General features: G+C 58.1%; 24 protein-coding genes and 1 pseudogene. 3 read left to right on the top strand and 22 right to left on the bottom strand.

What is annotated here, in order from left to right:
- Positions 1-12: 12 nt before the first annotated feature.
- From K6T64_RS11805 to K6T64_RS11735, 16 genes and pseudogenes are all read right to left on the bottom strand, one after another.
- Entirely contained in the window at positions 13-1,524 is a 1,512-nt protein-coding gene (locus K6T64_RS11805) for a YHS domain-containing protein (RefSeq protein WP_170085898.1), read from the bottom strand.
- A 39-nt stretch (positions 1,525-1,563) separates the two neighbouring features.
- Positions 1,564-1,851 carry an MmoB/DmpM family protein gene (locus K6T64_RS11800; protein WP_100668102.1) on the bottom strand — a complete coding sequence of 96 codons (288 nt, stop codon included), beginning with the start codon at positions 1,849-1,851 and terminating at the stop codon, positions 1,564-1,566.
- Complete coding sequence (locus tag K6T64_RS11795; RefSeq protein ID WP_288010363.1) at positions 1,841-2,980, bottom strand: ferritin family protein; 1,140 nt, start codon at positions 2,978-2,980, stop codon at positions 1,841-1,843. Before K6T64_RS11795 ends, K6T64_RS11800 begins: the two co-directional genes overlap by 11 nt.
- A gap of 24 nt (positions 2,981-3,004) precedes the next feature.
- Positions 3,005-3,292, bottom strand: a complete 288-nt coding sequence (locus tag K6T64_RS11790) for a 2Fe-2S iron-sulfur cluster-binding protein (RefSeq protein ID WP_288010361.1) — start codon at positions 3,290-3,292, stop codon at positions 3,005-3,007.
- Between the two features lie 30 nt (positions 3,293-3,322).
- On the bottom strand, positions 3,323-4,228 hold the full coding sequence (locus K6T64_RS11785; protein WP_100668104.1) for a catechol 2,3-dioxygenase: 906 nt from the start codon (positions 4,226-4,228) through the stop codon (positions 3,323-3,325).
- Between the two features lie 117 nt (positions 4,229-4,345).
- The gene (locus tag K6T64_RS11780; RefSeq protein WP_288010358.1) at positions 4,346-4,780 is read right to left on the bottom strand and encodes a HEPN domain-containing protein; all 435 of its coding nucleotides are present in this window, start codon (positions 4,778-4,780) and stop codon (positions 4,346-4,348) included.
- A gap of 11 nt (positions 4,781-4,791) precedes the next feature.
- Positions 4,792-5,004 carry a hypothetical protein gene (locus tag K6T64_RS11775; protein ID WP_288010356.1) on the bottom strand — a complete coding sequence of 71 codons (213 nt, stop codon included), beginning with the start codon at positions 5,002-5,004 and terminating at the stop codon, positions 4,792-4,794.
- A gap of 119 nt (positions 5,005-5,123) precedes the next feature.
- Positions 5,124-5,282: pseudogene (locus K6T64_RS16885) on the bottom strand (nucleotidyltransferase domain-containing protein); the annotation flags it as partial.
- Between the two features lie 158 nt (positions 5,283-5,440).
- The gene (locus tag K6T64_RS11770; RefSeq protein WP_232070096.1) at positions 5,441-5,686 is read right to left on the bottom strand and encodes a DUF1292 domain-containing protein; all 246 of its coding nucleotides are present in this window, start codon (positions 5,684-5,686) and stop codon (positions 5,441-5,443) included.
- The gene (ruvX, locus tag K6T64_RS11765; RefSeq protein ID WP_288010353.1) at positions 5,673-6,146 is read right to left on the bottom strand and encodes a Holliday junction resolvase RuvX; all 474 of its coding nucleotides are present in this window, start codon (positions 6,144-6,146) and stop codon (positions 5,673-5,675) included. The genes K6T64_RS11770 and ruvX overlap by 14 nt, the downstream gene beginning before the upstream one ends.
- Positions 6,143-6,409, bottom strand: coding sequence for an IreB family regulatory phosphoprotein (locus K6T64_RS11760; RefSeq protein WP_013075137.1), 267 nt, complete (start codon positions 6,407-6,409; stop codon positions 6,143-6,145). Before K6T64_RS11760 ends, ruvX begins: the two co-directional genes overlap by 4 nt.
- A gap of 162 nt (positions 6,410-6,571) precedes the next feature.
- Positions 6,572-9,202 (bottom strand): alanine--tRNA ligase, encoded by a 2,631-nt coding sequence (gene alaS / locus K6T64_RS11755; protein WP_288010351.1) that lies wholly within the window; start codon positions 9,200-9,202, stop codon positions 6,572-6,574.
- Between the two features lie 282 nt (positions 9,203-9,484).
- A complete protein-coding gene (locus K6T64_RS11750) occupies positions 9,485-10,552 on the bottom strand; it encodes an AI-2E family transporter (RefSeq protein WP_288010349.1) in 1,068 nt (355 codons plus the stop codon).
- 73 nt (positions 10,553-10,625) lie between these two features.
- A complete protein-coding gene (locus K6T64_RS11745) occupies positions 10,626-10,769 on the bottom strand; it encodes a hypothetical protein (protein ID WP_288010347.1) in 144 nt (47 codons plus the stop codon).
- Positions 10,751-11,623 (bottom strand): UbiA-like polyprenyltransferase, encoded by an 873-nt coding sequence (locus K6T64_RS11740; protein ID WP_288010345.1) that lies wholly within the window; start codon positions 11,621-11,623, stop codon positions 10,751-10,753. Before K6T64_RS11740 ends, K6T64_RS11745 begins: the two co-directional genes overlap by 19 nt.
- Positions 11,624-11,668: 45 nt before the next feature.
- The gene (locus K6T64_RS11735) at positions 11,669-11,851 is read right to left on the bottom strand and encodes a hypothetical protein (protein WP_100668111.1); all 183 of its coding nucleotides are present in this window, start codon (positions 11,849-11,851) and stop codon (positions 11,669-11,671) included.
- 175 nt (positions 11,852-12,026) lie between these two features.
- On the opposite strand from K6T64_RS11735, the gene mobA reads away from it, so the two are divergent.
- The gene (gene mobA / locus K6T64_RS11730) at positions 12,027-12,656 is read left to right on the top strand and encodes a molybdenum cofactor guanylyltransferase (RefSeq protein ID WP_288010342.1); all 630 of its coding nucleotides are present in this window, start codon (positions 12,027-12,029) and stop codon (positions 12,654-12,656) included.
- A 21-nt stretch (positions 12,657-12,677) separates the two neighbouring features.
- Here the strand turns inward: mobA and K6T64_RS11725 are convergent, their stop codons facing one another.
- The 4 genes from K6T64_RS11725 to K6T64_RS11710 form a co-directional block, all read right to left on the bottom strand.
- Positions 12,678-13,934 (bottom strand): molybdopterin molybdotransferase MoeA, encoded by a 1,257-nt coding sequence (locus K6T64_RS11725; protein WP_198592001.1) that lies wholly within the window; start codon positions 13,932-13,934, stop codon positions 12,678-12,680.
- A 50-nt stretch (positions 13,935-13,984) separates the two neighbouring features.
- Entirely contained in the window at positions 13,985-14,485 is a 501-nt protein-coding gene (locus tag K6T64_RS11720) for a helical membrane plugin domain-containing protein (protein ID WP_288010339.1), read from the bottom strand.
- A complete protein-coding gene (gene fdhF / locus K6T64_RS11715; RefSeq protein WP_288010337.1) occupies positions 14,478-17,453 on the bottom strand; it encodes a formate dehydrogenase subunit alpha in 2,976 nt (991 codons plus the stop codon). Before fdhF ends, K6T64_RS11720 begins: the two co-directional genes overlap by 8 nt.
- A gap of 172 nt (positions 17,454-17,625) precedes the next feature.
- Positions 17,626-18,006 carry a Na-translocating system protein MpsC family protein gene (locus tag K6T64_RS11710; RefSeq protein ID WP_013075126.1) on the bottom strand — a complete coding sequence of 127 codons (381 nt, stop codon included), beginning with the start codon at positions 18,004-18,006 and terminating at the stop codon, positions 17,626-17,628.
- A 130-nt stretch (positions 18,007-18,136) separates the two neighbouring features.
- Between K6T64_RS11710 and fdhD the strand changes: the two genes are divergently transcribed.
- Both fdhD and K6T64_RS11700 read left to right on the top strand, forming a co-directional pair.
- The gene (gene fdhD, locus K6T64_RS11705; protein ID WP_288010335.1) at positions 18,137-18,943 is read left to right on the top strand and encodes a formate dehydrogenase accessory sulfurtransferase FdhD; all 807 of its coding nucleotides are present in this window, start codon (positions 18,137-18,139) and stop codon (positions 18,941-18,943) included.
- A 213-nt stretch (positions 18,944-19,156) separates the two neighbouring features.
- The gene (locus tag K6T64_RS11700) at positions 19,157-20,431 is read left to right on the top strand and encodes an L-lactate MFS transporter (protein WP_288010334.1); all 1,275 of its coding nucleotides are present in this window, start codon (positions 19,157-19,159) and stop codon (positions 20,429-20,431) included.
- A gap of 113 nt (positions 20,432-20,544) precedes the next feature.
- Here the strand turns inward: K6T64_RS11700 and K6T64_RS11695 are convergent, their stop codons facing one another.
- Together K6T64_RS11695 and K6T64_RS16880 are read right to left on the bottom strand one after the other, a co-directional pair.
- Positions 20,545-20,727 (bottom strand): SPW repeat protein, encoded by a 183-nt coding sequence (locus K6T64_RS11695; protein WP_013075124.1) that lies wholly within the window; start codon positions 20,725-20,727, stop codon positions 20,545-20,547.
- Between the two features lie 178 nt (positions 20,728-20,905).
- The coding region (locus tag K6T64_RS16880) for an aminomethyltransferase beta-barrel domain-containing protein (RefSeq protein ID WP_353737815.1) at positions 20,906-20,991 on the bottom strand (86 nt) is incomplete at its 5' end.

Genomic DNA, 20,991 nt, shown 5'->3' with positions numbered 1-20,991 from the left:
CACTCGACCCTCCTATCCGTTCACCTGGAACGAACGGTCCAATCCCAAGGCTTCCCGATAGCGGATCCATCGGTAATAATCCCGAGAAGAGTAATGCTCATTCGTCTCTTCGGGAGTAAATCCGAAATACTCAAACATGTCTTCCAAGGTCGACCCGAATTCCCCGGACAAATACGACTCCGCCGGCCACCAGAACTGGATATACTTCTCAGGTTCTTCCAGAAATATAGTTTTACAGCCCGGTGAGCAGAATTGATAGGTCTTCCCTTTGTGCTCCGCGTACTGCGTCCACATCTCCGACGGATTATCCGGATTCGGGAACTCCGTGGGAATCTGGCACACGGCACAAACGGCCGGCAACCCCGGCGATGCTACCGCCAACACATGATCGTCCATTTTGCGGAAAAATGGAGCATAGTACCGATCAAAGGTGTTCGGGTATTCGTTGTGAAGCCACTCATAATCGTCAGGTTGAAGTTTAAAACCTCGGAAGTAGTTGACCTGTTTGGCGTGGTCGAGGATCCGCATGGTCACATGGGAGTAGTGCTCCTTCTCTTTGATGCTGTCCTCAAAATTCCTGGGCGGCCGGATACCGTATTTCTCAAGGTCTTTAAACAAACCATGCAGCACCTGTTCCTCCACGTACATTTCAAAGGCCTTTTTCCAAGAAATCGGCCGAACCCGAGGATAGTAATCCACCAAGGTCGCCACCACTGAGAACAACCGGTACGCCCGCCAGTACCATTTGTCCAGGTAGCGCTGAACAATGGGGACATTGCGGTCATCTTCCTCCAGCAACATTTTCATGGCAGACATCCCCAGGGCCATGTGCCGGGACTCATCTGATTGAACGCTCTTGCCCACAGAAGCAAAGTGTTCATCCCCCACTGCCGCCGCCGAAGCTGCAAAAGGGAGGAATAGAATATTCGTAAAAACGTATTCAAAGGAGAAAGCAATGGCAATGAGAGCCTCGAAAGGACCGGCCGTCAGGGCATCGTCAAAAAAGGATTTTGGAACGGTGTTGAACCACAAATTCTCGTTCGTTTTGGCGTATGCATGGAAACCGTCGTAGTAGCGGCTGAGATACGCATAGTGCTTGATTTCGATCTGAGCGTGGCGGAGTTCGTCCAGCGCTTGGTTGAATGTGGCAAACCGGATCGCCTCCACAGGAATGTTGCGGCCGATGTACGCCATCAGCCGGTGGGCCTGGTATTCGGCGGGTTGCACCGCTACTGCAAAAGCCTTCACTCCCTCGAACCATCTGCTATCCACCACCCGAGCATGCCCATGATGGGCCTCAAAGGCGTGGCGGATGGCGTGATGCAGATGCTCTTTCTCGGCTTGAATCTTCACATACTGATTAAACGTCATCCGGAAGGGGTCCTCCCAGCGGCTAGGATCCTTGAGGATAATCCCCTCCGCCTCCACCAGTGGGTAGACCTGTTTCCAATCCACACTTTTCGGATCCCACATCAGATCCCGGGTCAGGGCGCGATACCTCCCGGTTGTCCCCAATTTTGCCATACCCGGCGCCTCCTCTCCATCCCCATTTTCTACTAGATTTCAGCCGTTCCAGCGAATCAGCAGGTGGTCGTCGTCCCACTCCTCAATAAAACCAAAGTAAGAGGACATGTAGACCTGGAGCTCATTGATATCCCAGTCCCGGCCCAGTTTCTCTTCCACCGTTTCCCTTTTCAGGACCATCTCTCGGGGCGATTTCACCTTCACGTAAATGTTAAAATCCACCGTTTCAATTCGAGGATTGTCCTCCCGAAGGGCTTCAAGGATCGCGTCGATCAAAAGGCCTCCGTTTTTGTCCAGATCCATCCCCACATAGGCTTCATTCGACATGCTGTTCACCTCCCAACGTCGGCAGCGATTCAATTCCCATCGCCCGCACAAGTGGGCGAATAGCTTGATCCACCGTCCGCTCCACCGATGATGCCACCGAAAAAGGAATCCCGTGCCGATCAAACACAGGCTGAAGCCCACGCACCGCCTCAAGAGCCCGGGGCAGCCACAAGCTGAGCCATTCTGCCACCACTTCTCGATTTGTCAACTCCTCTTCGGGAGTTTCCCGTGGGTCACTGAGCGTTTTTCCCCAGCGATAATCGCCCGGCCAATTTTCGTAACCCAGTGCCTTGAGGTATTCCCAACGGCTGCACGCCGGATCTTCGGTGATCCATGTAAAGAACGCTTGGCTCCATTGCTCCTGCCATTTGATCTGCTCCTGACAGATCAAAGACAGCTCAGGAAGAACCACGTCACCATGTGCCAAAGCAACAGCATTTAGGCCATCGTACAGAATCCCATCGACGAGAGGCTCCACCGCAAGATGAAGGGCGGTCAATACTTCTCCCCAATCCTCGGTGGTCAAGACCTGTTCCATATACTCTCTCAAACCTTGAAACGCAGGATCGTCAAGCCACAACTCCTTTCCATGCTCCAGCGCGGCACTGCCCCCGCCCCCGGGAAAATCTAACCCCCAGGCGCTCAACCACTGGGCGCGACCTTGTTTATCGAAGGCCGTGTACGTGGCGACTTGTTCAATGGGCCCTCCCATCGCGTAACGCACGACGTGCTGGAGCTGAACCGCCCCTGCGTACTCGTAATGCCGCAACGGAATATAAAACTCCTCGCTGAATCGCCGCCACGAGTCGGCCACGTGATCCTGAAGCCCGAGCTTCAGCGCGCGATCAAAAAGGCTCTCTACATCGTCTGCCATCCGTTTGCGGTTCAGTGTGTAAGGATAGTACCAGAACCGCTTAGGATCCCGGAAAGCGTCCCAGTTGCTTGACCGCAGCCGGGTATATCGGGGATCATAGATGTCGTATTCCGTCTTGCGGTATTTGTGCCGATAGTGGCCGTGCAGATATGGCTGGATCCGCACGGTCACTTCCTCGTACTCGTTTTTCGTCGCCCAATCCCAGGGTCGCTCCCGGACCGGTTCCACCCGTTTGACCCGCGCACTCAATGGCATTCAACCTCCCCATGTCGCCGACTTTTAGTCCCCCGAGACGCGAATAACCAGATCGGACAAAGGAACGGTTTTACATGCGAGTACAAAGCCCTCTTTTCTCTCTTCCGCCGGCAGAGCTTTGATTGAAACCTTTCCGAGCTCGTACTGCCCCGCCTCCACCCGAATTTTACAGAATCCACAACCACCCCCCAGGCATCCGCGTTTAATCACACGAACGCCCTGTTCGATGGATGAAGAAAGAATATTCTGTCCATATCGGCAAAGATACTCCCGGCTTTTGTTCGCGACAAAAATCCGATATTCGTTAGCCATCCGTTTAACCTCGCCGATAAATGCAGGTCATTAGGTGAATACCCCTGTGAACCGCTCCGTGATTTCCCCTTTGTGATAGAAAATGCCCCGGGGTAGCCGCTCTTCGGTCCAAGTCACCGGTGTAAAATCTTCGCCGGGGATATAACCGCCACTGAACACTTCATTGCGGTTGCCAGACGGATCGAAGAAATAGATGGTCAGGCCCCGGGTGATGCCATGCCGGGTCGGCCCCTCATCCAATACCACCTCATTTTTCGCGAGGCAGTCAGCGGCATGAAGCACATCCTCCCAACTCGAAAGCCCGAAGGCAAAGTGATGTAGCTTTCCATTGGGACCTTTGATAATGGCAATATCGTGGGGAGTATTCGTGCGGAACAGCCACACCGCGAACAGCTCGTCACCGTGAAGGATGACCCGTTCACTCATATGAAAATCCATCACTTTCATGAGCAGGTCGGTAGTGGCCGGGACATCTTCCCCGGCAATGAGGAGATGGTCCAGGTAAGGCGGGGCAATCCCTTTGAGATTCTCCGGCTTGGGATCAGGGTTCAGCTTCAAACCATTGCCGATCCGTTCAATCTCATGATAGAGCTCCATCACCTGACCGGTCGGAAGAGTAAATCGAATGGCTTCCCCTTCCCCGATCCGATGGCGGTTCGACACGCGATTCACGCGAATTCCGTACTGTTCAATGGCCTTCTCGAAAGTATCCAAGTCTTCCTGGTAACGAACTTTGAATCCCATATGTTCCAGTCCAGGGTAATCCGCTTCAGTAATAATCAGGCTATGATGGTCTTCCTCGTCCCACGCTTTAAAATAGGCCTTTCCTGGTTCCCGGGCCACCAGTTGCAGGCCGATCACATTACTGTAATAGTCGATGCTCTTCTCCAAATCGAGCACCCGCGCTTCGACCCGCCCCAAACGCATGACACCCATCCTCATCTTCTCTCCTTTCGGCGTTAACAGGAAATTTAGGTTCTTGCGCTTTTATCTTAACGATTCTCCTATCATCCTGTAACTGCACAAAAGGACAGTGTTTGAGGAGATTTTCGTTTATTTGTGCGGAGAAGGTCCATCGGTATCGGGGTCATCCGCCACGTCAAAAGCCCCCCGGACGGTTTTGTAGACGAAAGCGGCCTCCCTGATAGCCTGCTCGGCGTCCGCGTCATCGTACTCCTCAGTCGGAACAAAATCCTCGGCTCCGCAAAAACTCAACTCCCTTTCCTTCCGCAGCCGTTTGGAAATCAGCCGTAGGCGATCCAGATTATCCGCGATCTCCGCCGGTAGCTGATCTTTATGCATGACCAGTGCACGGCCGACATCGTGGACCTTCGGGACCTCGGCCCCAATTGCCCTTAAGACCGCTTTTAACAACAATTCCACCATTTCCTGAGCTTCCCGGACCACGTCGGAATAAGCGCCGTGTTGCCGAAAAAACTCGAGCGCCTTGAGCCGTACCCCCGCTTTTTGCAAATATGCTCGGGTCAATTCATCACGTTTTATAGCCCCGTCCCCCCCAAGAATTTTTCATACTGCCACTCCCACGTATTGTTAAGCCGGACTTTCCGCGCATGGGTTTCGTGCAACAAACGCTGAACTGAAACCAAAATGCGCTGAAGAAGCCCTTCACGATCGAGAATGATGACACAACTTTCCGCCATATCTGAGTAAATCGGCTGAAACTGGAGAGCTTCCTCCTCGACGAGCAGCATCGGTGAGAGATCACACAGCACACATCCTGTTCATACAATTCCTGGGCTTCAGACTCACAGAACATCTCGACCTCCGTAATAAACTCCTCAATTCGCTCCCGACGGATCGAGGCCTCCCGAAGCACGATCAGTAAATCCAAATCCGAATTCATCCGGTTCTCCCTTCGGGCATAAGATCCGTAGATCGCAAAGGCAAGAAGTCGATCGGCGTAATACTTCTGAACACGTTCCAACACGAGACGCACATACGATGCCGAGGACCGAAAAATTTCAATCATTCCAACGAATTCATGGCCATCACCCATCTCTGCAGTTACCGACTCAACCATTCGCGCGACCGCCGGCACTCCTGGATCAAAACGATAGGCGCACCCTCATTGTGCGCGCCCTGGTTCGCCCCGAACTTTTCCCGGGAAATTCCCCGGTCCGATCCCCTTTATTCCTCCTCGGCCATCTGGCTGTAGGCCTCCGCCACCCGCTCCCATTCGTCGTCATCTTCGATGTCGTAGAGCACTTCTTCGCCGTTCTCGTCTTCCTCCACCCGAAAAATTACAGCTTCTTCCACGCCAGCCTCGTCCACATCCCCGGCATCAGGCAAGAGAATCGCGTAGATCTTCCCTTCCACCTCGATCACATCAATAACCCGAAACGGGTGCTCCCCACCCTCTTCATCCGTCAACACCACTCTGTCCTCCCGGTCTTCTGAAGCCATATCCTGATCCCCCTTCATCTGGATGAGCGTCCAGATAGCTTTGGAGTAACACCGTCGCCGCCACCTGGTCCACGACTTTCTTGCGCCTGGCCCTTCGCAACCCCGCACCAATTAAAGTCTTCTCGGCCACGACGGTGGTCAGACGCTCGTCCCACAGATCGACGGGAACCCGCACGCGATGGCGGAGTTTTTCCGCGAATTCCTCCGTATAGCGGCCTTGGGCCCCCAGGGAATTGTCCATGTTCCGGGGCAATCCCACCACGACCCGCTCGACGCCCCACTCGGCGATCAACCGTTCGATACGAGCCAAGGCAGACTCCTCGTCGTCCACGGCCAGAACTTCGAGCCCCTGCGCCACGAGTCCCAAAGGATCACTCACCGCCACGCCGATGCGCACCCGTCCGACGTCCAGCCCCAGAATCCGGCTCATTCCGGACGATGCACCGCCAGATAGGTCCGCACCAACTCTTCCAACAACTCGTCTCTTTCCAACCGGCGGATGCGGTTTCTGGCGTCGCGGTGACTGGTGATGTAAGCCGGATCCCCGGACAATAGATACCCCACCAACTGATGAAGAGGATTGTAACCCTTCTCTTTTAAGGCATCATACGCCGTCAACAATGCCTCTCGGACCGCGGAAGATCCGTCTTTCTGCACGTTAAAGTGCATCGTTTCGTCCATGGAGGAATGCATGCGCTCCCCTCCTTACCCCGTAGTGTACCATTCTTCGTAACTACTCTATTCGCCTCAAAAGCCGCAGACTCCTTTTGCGGTGATCATTTTTTTCCCTTTTCCGCCATAAAGCCGCTTGCCGCCCCCCGGTTGGGGGCCGGCAGAGCCCCGAGGACTCCCGGGTTATGACACCCCGGCCCCTCGTTGGCGCATCACCCACCCCGGCACCCGGGAAAGTGCCTCTGCCAATTTCTCCGGATGTCGCCCGCCCGCTTGGGCGAGGTCAGGCTTCCCGCCACCGCCGCCCCCGGCCGCAGCGGCCACCTCTTTCACCAACTGTCCGGCGTGGAGACCCTTCGCCACCCAATCCGGGGATACCGCCGCCACGAACATGACCTTGTCTTCTTGTTTGGACCCGAGCACCACGACTCCGGAGTGGATCGTCTCCCGCAGCACGTCCACCATTCGCCTCATCTGGTCTGGAGTCGCGCCCTCCACAACCTCGGCAACAACGGGCACCCCCTGGATGTCAGTCACGCGATCCGCCAGCCGCAGAGCCTGGCCGCGGATCCAGCGGTCCCGCCAAGACTCCAGCTCGCGCTCCGTCTCTTTCATGTCCCCGAGGACTTGCTCTAACTTATCCGGTACATCCGCCGGGGCCACTCGCAGGAGGGACGCGGCCCGATCCAACCCCTTCAGGCGCGAATCCAGAAATGCGTAGGCGTGGCGACCCGTCACTGCCTCAATCCGCCGCACTCCCGAACCGATCCCCGTTTCCGAAACAATTTTGAATACCCCGATCTCACTCGTCCGGCGGACGTGGCACCCTCCGCACAGTTCAATGCTGAAATCCCCCGCTTTGACCACCCGGACCCGCTCACCGTATTTTTCTCCAAACAGTGCCATCGCTCCCATGGCTTTGGCTTCATCCAGGGGCATCTCCCGAATGTCCACGGGTTCATTGCGCCAGATCTCCTCATTCACGACCCGTTCCACCGCCTCCAGCTCTTCCGGCGCCAGAGGGCCATAATGAGAGAAGTCAAAACGCAGCCGGCTGTCCGCCACCAGGGATCCCGCCTGGGCCACGTGCTCCCCGAGCACCTCCCGCAGGGCTTTGTGCAACAGATGGGTAGCGGTGTGGTTCTTGATGATATCCTCCCGGTAGCGGCGATCCACCCGAGCCCGCACCACTTCCCCGGCCGTCACCGTGCCCCTCACCACCCGGCACCGGTGCACGTGCTGCCCCCGGGGGGCCTTTTGCACATCTTCCACCTCCAGCCGGGCAGTGGCGGTTTCGATGGTGCCCCGATCGGCCACCTGGCCGCCGCTCTCGGCGTAAAAGGGCGTCTCATTCAACACGATCAAACACTGGTCGCCTTCGGATACCCGCTCCACCACCCGGTCATCCACCACCAGCACCTCGACCCGGGTTTGGGTCTCCAATACGTCATAGCCGACAAAGCGACTCGGGGCCTCAAGATCCACCAACACCCCTCGCTTGGACTGCATGCTCTCCACGTCCTGCCGAGCCGCCCGGGCCCGCTCTCTCTGAGCCTCCAAAGCCTGGGCGAACCCCTCTTCATCCACGTCGATCCCTTGCTCGCTGGCAATCTCCTTGGTGAGATCGATGGGGAAGCCGAAAGTGTCATAAAGCCGGAAAGCGTCTTCCCCGGCTAGGGTCGTCCGACCCGCCGACCGCACCTTTTCGATATAGTCTTCCAGCACCTGCTCGCCTTCGGCCAGAGTTTCCAGAAACCGCTCCTCTTCCGCTTTGACCGCCCGTACGATAAAATCCCCTTTTTCTACGATCTCGGGATACGCTTCCCCCATAACCTCCCCGACCACCGGCACCAACCGGTACAAGAATGGACGGTCGAACCCCAGGTTCCGCCCGTATCGCACCGCCCGCCTCAAGAGCCGGCGGATAACATAGCTCCGCCCTTCGTTGCCGGGCAGAACCCCGTCCCCCACGGCGAAAACCGCCGTCCGAATGTGGTCGGCGATCACTTTGAGGGCGACATCCCACTGGGTTTTTCGGCCGTACTGGACTCCAGCCGCCTCGGCAGCCGCTTCGATGATGGGGCGGAACAGATCGGTGTCAAAGTTGCTGTCCACATCCTGCATGACGGACGCCATTCGCTCCAGGCCCATTCCCGTGTCGATGTTCTTCTTTGGAAGCGGCGTATACGTGCCGTCGGGATTGTGATTGAACTGCGTAAACACCAGGTTCCAAATCTCCAGGAAGCGGTCGCACTCACAACCGACGTTGCACTCCGGCCGCCCACAGCCCCGATTTTCTCCCCGATCGTAGAAAATCTCGGAGCATGGCCCGCTGGGGCCCTCCCCGATTTCCCAAAAGTTGTCCTCCATCCGGAAAATCCGGTGGGCGGGCACCCCAATCCGCCGGTGCCACAGCTCGTAAGCCTCGTCATCTTCGGGATGAATCGTCACCGACAGGCGCTCGGGATCCAGACCCATGTGCTCGGTGAGGAACTCCCAGGCCCAGTCGATGGCCTCTTTCTTAAAATAGTCCCCGATGGAGAAGTTCCCCAACATCTCGAAAAAGGTCTGATGCCGGGCCGTCTTCCCCACATTCTCAATGTCGTTGGTTCGAATGCACTTCTGAGAACTGGCGATGCGCGGATTCGGCGGCACTTTGCGCCCGTCGAAAAAAGGCTTCAACGGCGCCATACCTGCGTTGACCCACAACAGCGACGGATCGTCCACCGGGACGAGACTGGCGCTGGGATAGACGTCATGATCTTTAGATGCGAAGAACTCCAGGAATTTCTTTCGAATCTCTGCGCCCTTCACGCCTTCAACCTCCCATAAAAAAACCCCCGCCCCTCCAGGGACGAGAGTTTGACTCACGCGGTACCACCCTGATTACCCCCGGCAGGGCCGGGAGTCCCTCACTCGCGAGATAACGGTCGCCCGCCGGCAGGGTTCCTTCGGAGCGGCCTTCGGACGCCCGCCGTCGAGAACCCTTCCAGCCTCGGGGCCCTCTCTCTGGGACGCGGAATCGCCCTACTCTTCTCCATCCCTGCATGGTCCGGTTACAGTTATAGCCATTATACTCACAGATAAAAAGGACTGTCAAACGGGCCCTTTGCGAAAAGATGACCAATGCTGCCCAATCACCCGAAGCACCGCTAAAACCGGGACGGCGAACACCATCCCCGCAATACCGGCCAATTGTCCTCCCAGAAGCAATGCAAAAATAATCGCCAAGGGGTGGATGTCTAAAGAGCGCCCCACCACCGTCGGGGAAATAAGATTGCTCTCGATCTGCTGCACGATCAGGTTGACCAGGAGCACCTTCAGAGCCATGGCCGGCGAAATGGTCAAGCCGATCAGAGCGGCCGGGGCAAGGCCGATAAAGGGCCCGACGTACGGGATGATGTTCGCCACGGCCACAATCGAGGCCATAAGTAGAGAAAAGGGGAGGCCGATGATCAAATAACCCGCATAGGTCAGTACGCCCACCAGAGCCATCACCAAAAGCTGCCCGCGCACGTACCGACCCAGAGCATCGTCGATTTCTTGCAACAGCTTTTTCCAGGAATCCCGTTGTTCCCGGGGAGCTAGACTGAGCACCACGCGCTCGACCATTTTAAGATCTTTAAGAAGATAAAACACCAGGAAGGGCACGACAAAGGCGCTGAGCAACTGGCCCACCGTGGCCCCCAAGGAGGCGACCACCTGGCCGAGAAACCGTCCCGTCCATCGCTCCATCTGGTTCAGGTGATTTTCCACCGCCTGCTGGATGCCGTCAGGTAAATATCGGGTCTGCCGGGCCAGCTCATTCAGCCATTGATCGATGCGGTTGACCGTTTCCGGCAGGTTGGCGGCCAAGGCTTTGACCTGTTCCACCAAGGCGGGGATGCCCTGCACTGCCGCCACTGCACTGATTAACAAAAAGATGGCATAAATGATGAGTATACTGATACCCCGGGGAACCCTGCGTTTCACCAGGGCCTCGACAACGGGGTTCAAAAGATAGGAAATGATCAAGGCCACCACAAAAGGAGTCGCCACCGATCCGATCAAACCCAAAGCCCAATCCCAGACCGGACGCAGCTGGATCACCATATATACGCAAGCCAGAACGACCAAAATCAAGGTGGCGGTTTGGAGGAGCTCTCGCTGGGTCCACTTGCCCACGGCCTCACCCTCCCCTGCTCCCCAAGCAAAACCATCAGTCAGGCCGGACACCTACCCCATCCGCACCACCATATTATGCGTCGCCCGGATCACCCATGTCCACCCCGATCTCGGGACTGGCACCCGCCGCCCGGGTCACCGCCGAGATCAGCAGCCCCTGCCTAACGCCCAGCGCCGCCCATCGATCCCAAGGGGCTATCACCGAAAAACATGCCACAGTACGTCCCCCGCCGTAAAAACAAAGGCTACCATGGCCACATAACTGTTGACGGTGAAAAAGGCTTTTTCGATGTGAGTCATATCCTCGGGGGATACCAGCCGATGCTCGTAAATCAGAAGCAGGGCCACCATGGCGATTCCCACGGCGTAGAGCCACCCAAGGGGCACCCAGATCAGAAGGCTCAAAAACAAAGCCACCGATACAACGTCTAAACCCCGGGAAATCCACAAACCCCTCCGGATACCGAACCGGACTGGCACCGAGTGTAGGCCATTGTCCCGATCGAAATCCACATCCTGGCAGGCGTAGATGATGTCAAAGGCGGCAATCCACGTCGCCACCGCCGCCGCCAGCACCACCGCGGGCAGATCGAACTGTCCAGAGACCGCGAGCCACCCGCCAAGGGGTGCCAGACCATCTGCAATGCCGAGAACGAAGTGGCTCATCCAGGTGAATCGCTTGGTGTACGAGTACACTACGAGAATCACCACGGCCACCGGCAACAGTTCCACGCACAGAGGGTTCAATTTCCATGCGGCCACGCCGAGCACCGCCAGGGAAACGATGATAAACACCCAAACTTCCAGCGTCGACAGGAGTCCCCGGGGCAACTCCCGCTGGGCTGTGCGCGGATTTCGAGCGTCGATGGCCCGGTCGATCACCCGATTCAACCCCATGGCCGCGCTCCGGGCTCCGACCATCGCCACCGTGACCCAAAACACTTGCCCCCAGGTGGGGAGGCCTCGGGTGTGGTCATAGGCAGCCAGGATCATTCCCAGGTAAGCGTAGGGGAGAGCGAATATCGTATGTTCGAATTTCACCAGCCGCAAAAATAAGACGAGCTTCTTCACGTTCCACGCCCCCTCCCCTTTATTTACCGGGAGGTGGGGGAAAAGTCAACCGGCGGTTTCCACCCGTCCAACTTCTAATAGGCTGCCGTCTTCGGCCACTTCAAACATCTGCACTTCCGTGTCCGTCACCACCATCTCCGTGCAGCAACTCCAACAGTAGTACTGATGGGTGCCGATTCGCCCCACATCCCGACATTGGCAGCGCGGACACTGGGTCATCGGATCCACAACTCATCCCCCCTTCGGCAGTCTCATCATTGGTATCATGACCTTTTCATGGAAAATTTATACTAAATCCGCCCATGGGCAAAAAGGAGACATGACAGGAAATGCTCCGAAGGGGGGCTTGTGCACCAAGGATGGGGCCGCTACAATGCGAGGCAAAGGAACGGAGGGAATGACCGTGCACAAAGGCACGCTCCGGCCCTGGGCGGTCTTGCTCGCAGGGGGCCGCAGTTCTCGAATGGGGGTAGACAAGGCGCTCTTGCCGGTTGGCAATCGGCCCCTGATCGTACACCTGGCCGAGCAAGTCCGGGCCCTTGGCTGGCCTTGTGTCATCGTGCTCCCGCCCGCCGGTCCTCCCGCCCGGATCGGGCGTTATCAATCCTTGGTTCCCTGGGCGTCCTTTGTTTTTGATGCCGAAGCCTGGCGGGGACCCGTGATGGGGATCGCTTCCGGGGCTGCCGCCGTGCGTTCCGAATGGATGGCGCTACTAAGTTGCGACATCCCCAATCTGGATACGGCGCTTTTGGCGGAAATGATGGAGATCGCCGCCACCCCTTCGCCGGACGCCCCCTTGGCCGGGATATATGTGGCTGGTGAGCCCTTTCACGGACTCTACCGGCGGGAATCGGCGTTGCGGGCGGCCAGGAAAGTTCTAACAAAGGCTGGGCCCCGGGCCTCCGCCAGAGGATGGCTCGACGCCCTGGGGCCCGCCCAGGTTCTTCCAGCAACACGAAGAAGCTGGGTGAATCTCAACACCCCAAGAGATTACGAGGAGTATATGCGGCGCAGTGGTGCACAAAACCCGTAGTGGAAGCCATGGGTCTCGCCATCAGGGTACCAGGGGATTTAGCCACCAGACTGTGACCCGATCCCCTACGGCAGGATCGGCGAAAGGCGGAACTTCCACCACGGCGTTCGCACCCACAAAACTGGAGAGGGCGGAAGACGATTGTTCCCGGTCAGCATCCGCCACCACTCGGCCGTCTTCGATCCACGCCCGGGCCCTCCAAAATCGAACGGAAGGCCCGGGTTCACCGCCGGGTCGGCCCCGGAGTTCCGCCTCAGTTTTCGACAAATCCCACCCCGTATAGCCGCGCATGAGGCGCAGAGACGGGAGCAGGAACAGGTGGCCGGTGACAAAGGCAGAAGCCGGGTTGCCGGGGAGGGCAAACCACATTTTGTTGCCCTTCACCGCAACCGTCACAGGTTTTCCGGGACGGATCCGAACCCTTTGGAATAAAATGTCCATCCCGAGTTCTTCCATGGCCCCGGGCACCACATCGTAATCCCCCACAGACACCGCTCCGGTCGTCACCACCACATCGGCCCACTCCAAGACCCCCGCCACCGCCTCGATCACTTTGTCCGGGAGATCCGGCAGGCGTCCCAGATCCCGGGCATCCGCCCCGGCCAACCGCGTCATTGCCAGGAGCATCGGGCCATTGCTGTTGCGGATTTTCCCCGGGGTGAGAGGCCCGGGACCGCTCACCAACTCGTCCCCGGTGGAAAACAGCGCCACCCGAGGTGCACGGCACACCTCCACCTCTTCGACCCCGGCCGTGGCAAGCACCGCCGCCTCCGCCGGACCGATCCGGCGACCGGCTTCCACCGGCGCAGATCCCCGGGATAAATCTTCCCCCCGGCGCTGGATCGATTCTCCGACGGGAACCGGGGCGATCACCTCGATGCGTTCTCCTACTAAACCCCTGGAGCCTTCGGGAAAACGGACATCCTCAATGGGAATGACCGCATCCGCCCCGGGTGCCACCGGCGCCCCGGTCATGGTTCGCACTGCCTGACCCGGCCCCAAGCTTCGGGAGGGCCAGCCCCCCGCCGCCACCTCATCCACCACCGACAGTACGGCGGGTTCGTTCGCCTTCGCCTGGGAACAGTCCACCGACCGGACGGCAAACCCATCGATCACCGATCGGTCAAAGGGGGGCACGTCCTCGGGCAACTCCACTGACCGGGCAAGAACCTCACCGGCGGATTGTCCCAGGGGGATTCGCACCCGGTCCAAGGGTGTCACGCGTTCGAAACACAGGCGTCTCGCGTCGGCAAAATCGATGGGTTCTAATTTCGGCATGATGAGATCTCCTTTCCGGTTCGAAAAGACATCTGACTTGACAGGGCCGCCTATGGGCGGGGAGCCGTCCCGGCCTCCGCCCCCCGGGCTGCGGCACCGATGACCTTCGCCGCCCGAAGAAGGATCAGCAGACCGGCCGCCACATCCGGATCCCGAATCGCCCGGAACAGATCCATCATCCCCGGCGGCCGGTGCTCCCATTCCCGGGCCCCGGCGGGCTGACGCAACCCCTCTGCAACGATCTTGGCCGTTTCCGCCGCTCCTTGCAAGTCCACCGACGCCAATACCTCTCCTAAAGCCACCGCATTTTTTAACAACCGCTTTCCGCCTTGGGTGTTCACCTGATGGACCAGGATCTCCAGGACCTCTTCCCCAGATGCCGCCACATCCCGCAAAGTGCGCAGGATCCCTTTTTCACGCAACACGGCCAGTAGCTCCAAGGTCTCCTCCAACGCCGGCGCGTATTTGGCCGCCATCTCCTGCCATCCCGGAGCGGCCGGTTGCTCCCCGCCCCCGACAGACCGTTTCACCATGCGGATCGGCTCAGCCACGTCCGCCCTCCCCCTTCCCCGGAAACACGTAATCCCGGCGCCGCCATTTTTCCTCAACTTCCACGCCGGATCTCGGCGTAGGCTCATGAAACCGCGGGTTGTGGATCGGCAGCGGCGTCGGACCCGATTTTTCCAAAATTTCCATCCGCACCTGAATCTCTTTGTACGCCGGGGTATGAGTCACCCGGTCGGTATGGGAGCCGGTGACATAGTTCACGGCGGCTTCAGTGGCCGTATTCATGGGCAAATACAGCTCCCGACCCCTCACCCGGTCGGTCACCAGCACCCGGATCACCACCTCCCCGAAAGGAGAGATGAGTTTCACCAGTGCCCCGGACTCGATCCCCCGCTCCTCGGCCAACTCCCGGGAAATCTCCACGAAGGCCCCGGGCACTTTGTGCCGCAGTCCCTCGGTGCGGTAGGTCATGTTTCCTTCGTGAAAATGTTCAAGGAGCCTTCCGTTGTTCAAGTGAAGGTCGTATTCCTCCGGCATTGTCACAGGCGGTACCCACTCCATCGGATAGAGCCTCGCCTGCCCGTCCGGGAAAGCAAACCTTTCTGCATACAGCAGCGGTGAGTCGGTGCCGTCCTCGGCCACGGGCCACTGCAAGCTGCGGAATCCCTCCAGCCGGTCGTACCGCACCCCGGCAAAGAGAGGCGCCAACCTCGCCGCCTCGGCCATGATCTCCCCCGGGTGCTCGTACCGCCAATTCGCTCCCAGTCGATTCGCCACCGCCTGGATGATCTCCCAGTCCGGTTTGGATTCGCCGAGGGGTTCCAACGCCCGGTACAGTCGCTGAATGCGCCGCTCGGTGTTGGTGAAAGTGCCTTCTTTCTCCAAACTCGGGGCGGCCGGCAGTACCACGTCCGCAAACTCTGCCGTGCGCGAAAGAAACATATCCTGGACCACCATGAAGTCCAACTTCGCAAACGCCGCTTGGACATAATGGGCATTGGCGTCCACCAAACTCATATCTTCGCCAATAATGTACATCGCCCGGAGATCTCCGGCGTGGATCGCATCCACCATCTCGTGATTATCCAGGCCCGGCTTCTCCGGCAGCTTGACGCCCCAGGCCACCTCGTAACGCTGGCGCACCGCCGGATCCTCAGCCCGCTCATAGCCGGGATAGTAGGCCGGCATGGCGCCAAAATCGCTGGTTCCCTGCACGTTGTTGTGCCCCCGCAGGGGATAAGCCCCGGTGCCCGGGCGGCCGTAGTTGCCCGTAACGAGCAGGAGATTGGAAATTGCCGTACTGGTATCGCTCCCTCCGCAGTGCTGGGTGACGCCCATCGCCCACAGGACACACACCTTTTTCGCCTCATGAACCATCTGTGCCGCCCGGGTGAGATCCGCCTCGGAGATCCCCGTCACCGCCGCCGCCCGGGTGAGGGTGAAATCCTTGAGACTCTCCACATACTCCGGCCAGCCCTTCACCCGTTTGGCCAGAAACTCCTTATCCTCCCACCCCTGGTCGATGATGTATTTGGTCACCGCCGCCAGCCAGACAAAGTCCGTCCCCGGGGCGGGGTGCAAAAACAAGTCCGCCCGCCTGGCCATCTCGTGCCGGCGCAGATCGGCGACGATCACCTTTTGACCGCGGAGTTTCTGCGCCCGTTTGACCCGGGTCGCCAAAACCGGGTGAGATTCCGCGGTATTGGACCCGATGATGATCACCAAATCCGCGGCGGCAATGTCGGCGATCGACCCGGAGTCCCCGCCGTAGCCCACGGTGCGGAACAGCCCCTGGGTGGCAGGAGACTGACAATATCGAGAGCAGTTGTCCACATTGTTCGTCCCCACGACAGCTCGGGCCAACTTTTGCATCAGGTACGCCTCTTCGTTGGTGCATTTGGACGAAGCGATAAACCCGAGAGCATCCGGCCCGTACTTCTCCCGTACCGCTCCCAACCCCCGGGCGACAGCCTCCAGGGCTTCCTCCCAGGAGACTTCCACAAAAACCCCATCCCGGCGAAGCAGGGGCCTGGTCAGGCGGTCTGGGCTGTTGATGTGTCCCCAGCCGAACTTCCCTTTGACACAGGTAGAAATCCCATTGGCTGGCGCCTCGGGAGTCGGTTCGATTTTGAGAATATGACGGCCCTTGGTCCACACTTCAAAACTGCATCCCACGCCACAATAGGTGCACACCGTTTTCGTGCGTTTGATGCCTTGACTGCGCACCGCCGCCTCGGCGTCCGAGAGGGCGAGAATCGGCCCGTATCCCGGTTCCACCTCTTTGGTGACCTCGATCATCTCCCGCAGAACGCCGGGCTTCAGCCCCGTCATCACCCCGGCCTGGCCGAGCATGGATTTTTCCATGAGCGCATTGCACGGACAAACGGTGACGCAGTGCCCGCAAGATACACAGGAGGATTGGTCGATGGGTACGCCTCCGTCCCACACCACCCGGGGACGCTCCAGGCTCCAGTCGATAGAGAGGGTTTCGTTGACCTGGAGATTCTGACATGCTTCGACACATCGGCCGCACAGAATGCATTGGTTGGGGTCATACCGGTAAAAGGGATTCGATGCATCCACTTCGTAAGGTTTGGGGGAAAAGGGTTCGCGCTGATGCTGTACCCCCAGTTGTTTCACCGTATTGTGCACGACACAGTTGCCGTTGTTGTTGTCGCACACCGTGCAGTACAACTCGTGGTTCACAAGGATGCGATCCATCGCTTCGAGCCTCGCCAGGCGCACCCGTTCCGACCGGGTGTCGATCCGCATCCCCTCAGTCACCTTGACACCGCAGGAACGGACCAATTCGCCATCGATCTCCACCAGACAGGTGTCACAGGTCTGAATGGGACCCAGGCTCGGGTGATAACACACATGGGGGATCTCCTCCCCCTGCTCCAACAGAACCTCCAGCACCGTCCGGTCCAGACGACCCCGTCGCACCTCCCCGTTCACGTGAACGACCACCCCCGAAACCTCCCGGGTGATCCCATCCGCCCGCTCTGCCATTGTCTCGTCCCCCTTTGACCCATCAAAAAACCATCGCAACGATCGGCTGTCGGCCGGTACACTCCCCATGCACCTCAGCCATATTCCGATTCATCGCGATGGTTAGTCACCAGCACTCCTTCGGTACCGTGTTCCAACCGGTATACCCTTGTTTGCTGATCCAACCCGTGACCTATAATTCATTCATCCGGGTCCCTCCATCGATAGGCCGATCAAAAACGAATACTGAAACCACCTCATCCTGATCGACGTCAATATCGGTGAACAATTTTACAAAATTCGCACCCACCAAAGCCTCCATGTCCACGGGACGCGTTTGTTGGTATAATTCTTTAATCATGTGCGTTCTCGCCTGCCAAATCATCATCCGTCCCTGATCGGTGCGCGCAATAAATCGCTCAACCGGGCTGAGGCTCCCGGCCATGTGGGCGATGGCCCAGTTTCCAAAAAAGGTCACCTTGATCTTTTCCGGCCCCTTGCCGATATGGTTTTTCCGATAGGCCCGCACCAAATTCGCGAACGCTTGCTCGCGATCCCGCCGCGACTCCTCCATCCTTTCATCCCCCGCAAAAACAATGTAGCATTATTCTAAGAACGGAGTCAACCAAACAGCTCCGGCCGCTTGGCGTGAACAGAGAGGTCCGCACGCCGGCGTGCTGGGAATCTAAAGCGAGGAGATCTTCATGGCGGCAAACGTCCGCTCGTATAAAGCCAAAAAAATCACTCTCGATCACGTCCAAGAGTTCGACGATACGGTGGCGGTGGAAACACCGCTCACCCTCTATGTGAACGACGAGGAATTCGTGACCCTGGTCTGCACCCCCGACTGTGTGGAGGAGCTTATTATCGGCTTTCTCGCCTCGGAAGGGCTAATCCGGGGCCCGGAAGACATTCAATCTCTCACCATGGACGCCTCGGACGGCATCGTGTGGGCGTCACTGCCCAAGCTGTCGACACCCGCCCGGAGGATGTTCGGTAAACGGATCCTCACCAGTTGCTGCGGCCGGGGGCGGACTTCATTTTATTTTTTCAACGACGCCCGCACCGCCCGGAAGATCATCGGCACCTGGACCGTGTCCCCGGAAGCCTGTTTTAGAGCCATGGCTTCTTTGCAGCAGGCATCCCAGCTTTTTCACGCCACCGGAGGCATCCATCACGCGGCTTTGGCACAATCTTCCGGGGATCTCGTCGCTGTCCGCGCGGACGTCGGACGGCACAACACGCTCGACAAACTGTACGGCTGGGCCCTCAGGGAAAAGTTTGACGCGACTCAGGTCATGGTGGTGTTCAGCGGCCGCGTCTCCTCGGAGGTGCTGTTGAAGGTCGCCAAGATGGGCGCGCCGATCCTGCTCTCCAAATCGGCCCCGACAGACCTCGGCTTACGCCTGGCCGATGAACTCGGAGTGACGGTGGCAGGGTTTCTTCGGGGGAATGGGATGAATGTCTACACCCACGCCGAACGAATCACCGATGAGAATGTGACCAAATGACGAAAACTTATTGACAAAAATAAAAATCCCGATTATAATAATCAGCGTCAATGTGCAGAATGAGAAGACCGTTTTGCGGTTGGTACACGGTACCCTCGTGCTGGTGGCTAGCCGCCACAACTTCGGGATCGTTTCCCTGGATCCCGGTTGTGGCGGCTTTTCTCATTCATGACGGCTTTATCCGTTTTAATCTTACAAAGGGGGAAAACTGGAATGAATAGTTCAAAAAATCGCTGGCTCATCGCCCTGTGTGCCGTGCTGTTGCATCTGTGCATCGGGTCCGCCTACGCTTGGAGTGTGTTCGCCAAACCTCTTTCCACAAAATTCGGCTGGTCCGCCACCGATGTGGCCTTCACCTTTAGCCTGGCTATCGCCCTGCTCGGTATCTCTGCGGCATTCTTAGGTCATTTTGTGGAGCGGCGGGGACCGAGGGTGGCTGGGACCACCGCTTCGATCTTTTTCGGCGCAGGGGTAGCCCTTTCAGGTCTGGCGGTGCACTTGGGCTCTCTGTATCTCCTGTATCTCACCTACGGTATCATCGCGGGCATTGGCTTGGGAATCGGTTATATCGCTCCGGTATCCACTTTGGTGAAATGGTTCCCAGACCGCCGCGGAATGGCCACAGGCATGGCGGTATTCGGTTTTGGTGCAGGTTCCCTGGTCACCGGTCCCATCGCTGCAAAGCTGATCCAGACCGTTGGAATATCGGGGACTTTCTACATACTGGGCGCCGCCTACTTTATCGTCATGTTCTCGGTTTCCCAATACCTGGCTCCCCCCGCTCGGGAATGGACACCTCCGGTTCCGGCCAGCCAACAACGTCGAGCGGTATCCCGGGACCTGTCCCAGCTCACCGCCAACGAGGCGGTTCGAACCAAGCGGTTTTGGATGTTGTGGGTCATGCTCTTTATCAACGTCTCGGCCGGCATCATGCTCATCTCCCAGGCATCTCCCATGGCCCAGGAAAAGGTGGGTATGTCCGCCATTGCCGCAGCAGCTGTCGTCGGCGCGATGGGCCTTTTTAACGGTGGAGGGCGGATTGTCTGGGCATCCGCATCTGACTGGGTGGGGCGCCCGAACATCTTTACGTTTTTTTTCCTTCTCCAATTGATCGCCTTCCTGTATATGCCGTCTCTTCACCAGGCACTGTTGTTTGAAATCCTACTTTTCGCCATCATTTCCTGCTACGGCGGCGGCTTCGCCTCGATTCCGGCCTACATCGGAGACCTGTTCGGCACCAAGCAATTGGGCGCCATACACGGGTACATTTTGACGGCCTGGTCAGCGGCGGGCATCGTCGGTCCCATGGTGGTGGCAGCGATCAAAGATGCCACGAAATCCTACGATGCCACCTTCTACGTCTTCGCCGGCCTTTTGGCTGTCGCCTTGGCCGTTTCGCTCTGGATTCGCTTGGAGATCCGGGTTTTGCGCCAGGCGAATGAGTCCCAGCCGACGCACACGAATCCTATCTCCTCGGCGGAAAACTAAATCCACGCCCCAGAGCTGGGGCACAAAAAACCCCCTCGCCGTTCGGGTGAGGGGGTCCGGTATATCCGGTTATCCTCGATTATCAAAGTAGTGGATAATAAGTGCCATTACGATCACGAACCCCGTTTACTCATCTGGGAGCCCGCATAGGCCGACAAAACCGCCACGACGATACCGACGATGATACTGTTCCACATCGCCCCGACGTTCTGGCTGAAGTTGAAGACCCAAGGTGATACGATGAACCACAGCCCCAGCAATGCACTCAGCCATGCCGTCCAAGCCGCTTGACTCATCTGAATCCCTCCTTGGCTCAACTCGCCCGGGTCTCGACCGGGAACCCGAGCTGCCTTTATTATAGCGTATTTTCCGACCGGAAGCAACAAAAATATACTTGTAAATCCATTTCTCGGGTGGTCGTCCTGACCTGGCGGCCGAAAGCCGGGATGCCCCGGTGCAACCCGGGACATCCCCTCAGGCCAAGGCCAAACTTTTTTCGATCGTACCACCGCCAACCACGTCCTCGCCCCGGTAAAACACCACCGCCTGCCCCGGGGTCA

The organism is Kyrpidia sp., assembly GCF_023512215.1.
GTDB lineage: Bacteria > Bacillota > Bacilli > Kyrpidiales > Kyrpidiaceae > Kyrpidia > Kyrpidia spormannii.
The sequence above is the reverse complement of the archived record's forward strand: the minus strand, read 5'-3'. Positions and strand labels throughout refer to the sequence as shown.

Bases quoted from the DNA above. Each gene is read 5' to 3' on its own strand.
- K6T64_RS11710 (WP_013075126.1), bottom strand. From the start codon at position 18,006: ATGGAGGAGTCGCGGCGGGATCGCGAGCAAGCGTTCGCGAATTTGGTG.
- K6T64_RS11695 (WP_013075124.1), bottom strand. From the start codon at position 20,727: ATGAGTCAAGCGGCTTGGACGGCATGGCTGAGTGCATTGCTGGGGCTG.
- K6T64_RS11790 (WP_288010361.1), bottom strand. From the start codon at position 3,292: ATGGCTAACGAATATCGGATTTTTGTCGCGAACAAAAGCCGGGAGTAT.
- ruvX (WP_288010353.1), bottom strand. From the start codon at position 6,146: ATGAGCCGGATTCTGGGGCTGGACGTCGGACGGGTGCGCATCGGCGTG.
- fdhF (WP_288010337.1), bottom strand. From the start codon at position 17,453: ATGGCAGAGCGGGCGGATGGGATCACCCGGGAGGTTTCGGGGGTGGTC.
- K6T64_RS11775 (WP_288010356.1), bottom strand. From the start codon at position 5,004: ATGCTGCTCGTCGAGGAGGAAGCTCTCCAGTTTCAGCCGATTTACTCA.
- K6T64_RS11795 (WP_288010363.1), bottom strand. From the start codon at position 2,980: ATGCCATTGAGTGCGCGGGTCAAACGGGTGGAACCGGTCCGGGAGCGA.
- K6T64_RS11800 (WP_100668102.1), bottom strand. From the start codon at position 1,851: ATGTCGAATGAAGCCTATGTGGGGATGGATCTGGACAAAAACGGAGGC.
- K6T64_RS11725 (WP_198592001.1), bottom strand. From the start codon at position 13,934: ATGCCGAAATTAGAACCCATCGATTTTGCCGACGCGAGACGCCTGTGT.
- K6T64_RS11760 (WP_013075137.1), bottom strand. From the start codon at position 6,409: ATGCATTCCTCCATGGACGAAACGATGCACTTTAACGTGCAGAAAGAC.
- fdhD (WP_288010335.1), top strand. From the start codon at position 18,137: ATGGCGGCAAACGTCCGCTCGTATAAAGCCAAAAAAATCACTCTCGAT.
- K6T64_RS11700 (WP_288010334.1), top strand. From the start codon at position 19,157: ATGAATAGTTCAAAAAATCGCTGGCTCATCGCCCTGTGTGCCGTGCTG.
- K6T64_RS11805 (WP_170085898.1), bottom strand. From the start codon at position 1,524: ATGGCAAAATTGGGGACAACCGGGAGGTATCGCGCCCTGACCCGGGAT.
- K6T64_RS11785 (WP_100668104.1), bottom strand. From the start codon at position 4,228: ATGGGTGTCATGCGTTTGGGGCGGGTCGAAGCGCGGGTGCTCGATTTG.